Annotated in this window: 4 protein-coding genes; 1 reads left to right on the plus strand and 3 read right to left on the minus strand. The window is 67.6% G+C overall.

Features of this window, described 5'->3' with window-relative positions; genetic code table 11:
• The coding region (locus SR3_RS29835) for a CopD family protein (RefSeq protein ID WP_169805745.1) at positions 1-328 on the plus strand (328 nt) is incomplete at its 5' end.
• Between the two features lie 35 nt (positions 329-363).
• On the opposite strand, the gene SR3_RS29840 is transcribed toward SR3_RS29835, so the two are convergent.
• From SR3_RS29840 to SR3_RS29850, 3 genes are all read right to left on the minus strand, one after another.
• A complete protein-coding gene (locus SR3_RS29840) occupies positions 364-3,558 on the minus strand; it encodes an efflux RND transporter permease subunit (RefSeq protein ID WP_068094945.1) in 3,195 nt (1,064 codons plus the stop codon).
• Positions 3,555-4,715, minus strand: coding sequence for an efflux RND transporter periplasmic adaptor subunit (locus SR3_RS29845; RefSeq protein ID WP_068094947.1), 1,161 nt, complete (start codon positions 4,713-4,715; stop codon positions 3,555-3,557). Before SR3_RS29845 ends, SR3_RS29840 begins: the two co-directional genes overlap by 4 nt.
• The coding region (locus SR3_RS29850) for a TolC family protein (protein ID WP_157099215.1) at positions 4,712-5,910 on the minus strand (1,199 nt) is incomplete at its 5' end. The genes SR3_RS29845 and SR3_RS29850, both read right to left, overlap by 4 nt.

The following is a 5,910-nucleotide window of genomic DNA, read 5'->3' on the forward strand; positions in this document are numbered from 1 at the left end:
GATCGGCGGTGTGCTGGTGGGCTTGCTGCTCGTCAGCGGGCTGGGCAATCTGCTGTTTCTGGCGCCGCCGGGCGAATGGCCCGCCATCGCCCATACGCCTTATGGGCAGTTGATCATCGCCAAGCTGGCGCTGTTTGCCGGCATGTTCCTGCTGGCCGCGCATAACCGCTTTCATCTGGTGCCCGCACTGGAACAGGCCGCTCAGCCCTTGGCCCGGCACAAGGCTCTCTCGGCCCTGCGCGGCAGCATCTCGCTGGAGATGCTGCTCGCCCTTGGCGTGATCTGGTGCGTGGCTCTGGCCGGGACGCTCGACCCGACCGGAAGCTGAGAGGGCGGGTGGCGCATCCACCCGCCCTCTTCATCTCACCCGCGCCGCATGCGACCGACCCAGGCGGTGATGGCGGGCAACACCAACAGCGTCAGCGCCGTCGAGGTCACCAGACCGCCGATCACCACCGTGGCCAGCGGGCGCTGCACCTCGGCCCCCGTGCCCGTCGCCAGCGCCATGGGCACGAAGCCGAGGCTGGCGACCAGCGCGGTCATCAGCACCGGCCTCACCCGCTCCATGGCGCCGCCGATGATCGCCTGCTCATCCCGCGCGCCCTCGCTCTGACGGCGGCGGATCGCCTCCATCATCACCAGACCGTTGAGCACCGCCACGCCGGACAGGGCGATGAACCCCACCGCCGCCGTGATCGAGAAGGGAATACCGCGCAGCAGCAGGGCAAAGACCCCGCCCGCCAGCGCCATCGGCACCGCGCTGAACACGATGCCCGCCGGGGCAAATCCGCCCAGCGCCAGATAGAGCAGGCCATAGATCGCGGCAAAGCAGACCGGCACCACAAGCATCAGCCGCAACCGCGCCGATTGCAGGCTTTCAAAGGTGCCGCCCCAGCCGGTGTACATGCCGGGAGGCAGGTCGATGGCCCCGACCTTCTGCCGCGCCTCTTTCACGAAACCGCCCAGATCGCGCCCGCGCACATTGACCTGCACGGTCACCATGCGCTTGCCATTCTCGCGGCTGATCTGGTTGAGGCCCTGCGTGTAGCTGAAACGCGCCACCTCGCGCAGCGGGATCGACCTTGCGATCTGCCCTTCGGCGGCCGGAAGCATGATCGGGATCGAGCCCAGCACCTCCAGATCGTCACGCTGCACATCGGGCAGACGCACCACCACCGCAAAGCGCCGATCGCCCTCGAACAGCAGCCCCGCCTCACGACCGCCCAGCGCGGACGCCACCGTATCGGCCACCTCCTGCACGGAGAGGCCGAAGCGGGCAGCGGCCATGCGGTCGATCTTCACATCGAAGGTGGGCGCCCCCGCCGTCTGTTCGGCGCTGACATCGCCCGCGCCGGGGATCTTGCGAAGAATGCCCGCAATGCGCTGGGCCTGCACGGTCATCTGGTCGAGATCGTCACCATAGAGCTTGACCGCCACATCGGCGCGCACGCCCGCGATCAGCTCGTTGAAGCGCATCTGGATCGGCTGCTGGATCTCGGTCCGGTTGCCGATCAGCGATTTCATCTTCTCCTCGATATGGCGCAGGATATCGGCCTTGCTTTTGACATCGGCAGGCCACTCCTTCTCGGGCCTGGGGATGATATAGGTGTCAGACGCGTTGGGCGGCATCGGATCGGTGCCCAGATCGGCATTGCCGTTCTTGGAAAAGACCAGCGCCACCTCGGGCAGGCTTTTCAGGGCATTCTCGATCTGCATCTGCATCTGCGTCGACTGGTCGATCGAGGCGGAGGGCACGCGGAAATTGGTGACGGTGATGTCCTTCTCGTCGAGCTGGGGCATGAACTCCTGCCCCAACAGGCCAAAGCCCAGCACCGCCGCGACAAACACCCCGGCCCCGCCCAGAATGAAGGGCATGGGCCTTGCCACGGCCTTCTCCAGCCACGGGGCATAGCGCTGCTTGAACCACAGCACCGGCCTGACCTCGCTTTCGCTGACCTTGCCCGAAATCAGAATGGCCGTCATCGCGGGCACGAAGGTGATCGAGAGCACGAAAGCCGAAGCCAGCGCGATCATCAGCGTGATCGCCATGGGCGAAAAGGTCTTGCCCTCCACCCCCTGAAAGGTGAGCAGCGGCACGAAGACGAGGAAGATGATCAGCTGGCCATAGACCGTCGGGCGCACCATGGCGGTGGCCGAGGCGATGGTTTCCTCCATGCGCTCCTTCAGCCTCAGCAGGCGGCCCTCATGCTCCTGCCGTTCGGCCAGATGACGCAGCGTGTTCTCCACGACGATCACCGCGCCATCGACGATCAGCCCGAAATCGAGCGCGCCAAGGCTCATCAGATTACCTGAAACGCCCAGCCCGTTCATGCCCGAGGCGGTCATCAGCATCGTCACCGGGATCACCGCCGCCGTGATGAGCGCGGCGCGGATGTTGCCCAGCAGCAGGAACAGCACCACGATGACCAGCAAGGCCCCTTCCACCAGATTCTTGCCGACCGTGGCGATGGTGGCATTGACCAGCTTGGAGCGGTTGTAGACCGGTTCGGCAAAGACATCGGGCGGCAGGGCGCGGTTCACCTCGACGAGCTTGTCGCTGGCCCGGTTGGCGACGACCCGGCTGTTCTCGCCCACCAGCATCAGCACGGTGGAGATCACCGCTTCCGAGCCCATCAGGCTGCCCGATCCGGTGCGCACCGCGCCGCCGATCACCACCTGGCCGACATCCTTCACGCGCACCGGCACGCCGCCGCGCGTGGCCACCACGGCCTCCTGAATATCCGCGATGGATTTCAGGCGGGCATCGGCGCGGATCAGAAAGCTCTCCCCCGCCCGGCGCACATAATTCGACCCCGCCGAGACATTGGCGCGTTCCAGCGCCGCGGCCAGTTCGGTGATCGACAGGCCATAGGTCGCCAGCGCCGTCAGATTGGGCTCGACCAGATATTGCTTCACATAACCGCCGTTGGAATCGACCCCGGCGACGCCCTCGACATTGCGCATCTGCGGGCGGATGATCCAGTCCTGCACAGTGCGCAGATAGGCCGCCTTTTCCAGTTCGCTGGTCAGCCGTTCGCCCTCGGGGGTGAGATAGCTGCCATCCGACTGCCAGCCCGCCTTGCCGTTGACGATGGCCGCGCCCTTGCCGTCAGGATGGCGGAAGGCGATGGAATAGAAGAAAATCTCGCCAAGGCCGGTGCTGAGCGGAGACAGCGTGGGCTGAATTCCGGCAGGAAAACTGTCCTTGGCCTGATTGAGCCGCTCGCTCACCTGCTGACGGGCGAAATAGATGTCGGTGGCATCGGTGAACACCGCCGTCACCTGGCTGAAGCCATTGCGCGAGAAGGAGCGGGTCATGGTCAGGCCGCGAATGCCGGCCAGCGCCGTCTCGACCGGGAAGGTGACCTGCTTTTCGATGTCGACCGGCCCCAGCGTGGGGGCAAAGGTGCTGATCTGCACCTGACGGTTGGTGATGTCGGGCACGGCGTCGATCGGCAGACGCATGATCTGCATCACCCCGAAACCGGCCACCAGCAGGGTGAGCGCCGCCACCAGCCAGCGCTGGCGGACCGAGAGCGCAAGGATGCGGGCGATCATTCGTCACCTCCTTCGTTCTTCTCGATCTCGGCCTTGAGCAGGAAGGCATTGCTGGTGGCGATCTTCGTCCCGGCGCTCAGCCCCGAAGCGATGGAGACCAGCCCCTCGCCCCGGCTGCCGACCTGCACGGGGCGCGCCTTGAAGCCCTTGTCCGTCCGCACGAAGACCACCGAGCGATCCCCCAGCGTCTGCACGGCGTCCTGCGGCACGATCACGCCGCTTTTCACGCCGCCGCCATCGGCCAGCCCGGAGGCGAAAATACGCACCTGCGCCAGTTGGCCCGGCACGAAAGAACCGCCCGAGGGTTCGATCACCACCGTGGCCGATCTGGTATCGGCCGTGGCCACGCCGGTCGATGAGCGCACGCGCCCCTCGATTTTCCCGCCATCGCCGCTCGTCAGTTCCACCTTGTCCCCGGCGCGCACCCGCGCGGCATCGCTGACCGGCAGGCTGGCGGTGATCTGGATGCGGCGAGGATCGGCGACGCGAACCAGTTCGGTCTCCGCCGGGACAAACTGCCCCAGATTGGCCGGGAGCGCCGTGATCCGCCCGCTGATCGGGCTGACCACCGCCACGCTGCGGCCATCGCGCGCCAGGCGCACGGCCCCGGCCGCCCCGGCGGCGCGGCGCGCCTCGGCCTGAGCCACGGCGAGATTGGCCTGGGCGGTTTCATAATCGGCGCGGGCCGACACGCCCTGCGCCACCAGCGACTGCTCGCGCGCCGCCTGCTGCCGGGCCAGAGCGACGCGGGCCGCCGCCGCCGCCTGATCCCCCGCGATCTGCGAGGCATCGCGGCTTTCGACCAGCAGCAGCACCTCCCCCGCCCGCACCGGATCGCCGATGCGCTTGAGGATGCGGGTGACCGTGCCGGGTGCATGGGCCGTCAGCACGGCCTGCGCATCGGGCATCGCCTCCACCGTGGCCGAGGCCATGACGGCCGCATCGAGCGCGCCCGCCATGGCCGGACCCACCGCGATCTGCGACTGGCCGACATCCTGCGCGGACATGGTGACGCTATCGCCGGGGGCGGCAGGCTTGCTGTCCGTCTGCGGTGCGGCGGGGACTGGTTGTGTCAGGCGGGCGGCACCGAAGCCGAGCGTGGCGGCAACGGCCAGCCCGAGAGCACCGCCGACATAGAGCTTGTTTTTCTGGTTCATTGGACCGGTTCTCCGGTGATGGTCAGCCCTTGCAGACGGGCAAGATTGGCGCGGGCATCGAGGCTGGCGGCACTGGCATCGAGCCGGACGCCACGCGCGACACCCAGCCCATGGCGGGCAGCGAGCAGTTCGATCAGCGGGGACTTGCCCGCCTCATAGGCGATCCGCGCCAGCCGGTAGGTTTCCTCTGCCGTCGCCAGCGTTGTGGCGGTTGCCTGCGCACGCGCCTCGGCGGCTTCCAGCAGGGCTTGCCCCGCCTCGATTTCGGCTCTTGCCTCCAGCTTCGCACTGGCCAGCCGGGCCTGCGCGCCGCGTTCCTCCGCCTGCGCCGCGGCAATGTTGCCCCGGTTGCGGTCAAAGATATGAAGCGGCACGGAAATCCCTGCCACCAGCGCGTTGGAGCGCTCCTGCTCCAGCCGCCGCACCCCGAACTGCATGGTGACGTCGGGGATGGCCGCCTTGCGCTGAAGCGTGACGCGGCGCCTCGCTGCATCGCCCTCCGCTTCGGCGACGCGGACCATGGCCGTCTGCAGCGGGTCGATCGGCCCCGTCGCCGGACGCGAGGACTGGCGTTCGAGCAGGCTCTCGCCAAGCGCCGTGAAGGGCGTCTCGACACCGGCCAGCGCGGACAGGCGCAGAAGCGCGGCCTTGCGATTGGCCTGCGTGACCACAAGGTCGGCCTGAAGCGTGTTCAGCTCCGTTTCGGCCTGAAGCGACCGCAAACGCGCCTCTTTGCCGGAGGCCACCAGAGCGCGGGCCAGCATGAGATCGGCGGTGGCTTCCTCCACCTCATCCTCGGCCAGTTCGATGCGCTTGTCGGCGATCTCGACCGAGGCATAGGCGCGGGCCAGATCGAAGGCGAAGGTCAGGCGGCCTTCCTGGCTGCGCAACCGGGCGGCGGTGACGCCCGCCTGCCCCGCCTCGATCCGTGCGGTGCGTTTGCCGCCCAGTTCGAGCGGCTGATTGACCTGAAACGTCGTCTGCGTGCCCCCGAACCCGTTGTAGGGGGCCGAACCGGCGAAATTCTCGCCATAGAGGCTGACAGTGGGATTGGGCCGGGCGCGAGCCTGCACGGCCAGCCCCTGTGCCTGCTCGACATCGGATTGCAGCGCCTCGACATGCGGCGATTGCTGCGCCTGACGCAAAAGTTGCGAAAAGGGCGGCGCCGGGTCAGCCAGCGCCGGGCCCGCCAGCA

The organism is Novosphingobium rosa NBRC 15208, from assembly GCF_001598555.1.
Classification (GTDB): Bacteria; Pseudomonadota; Alphaproteobacteria; order Sphingomonadales; family Sphingomonadaceae; genus Novosphingobium; species Novosphingobium rosa.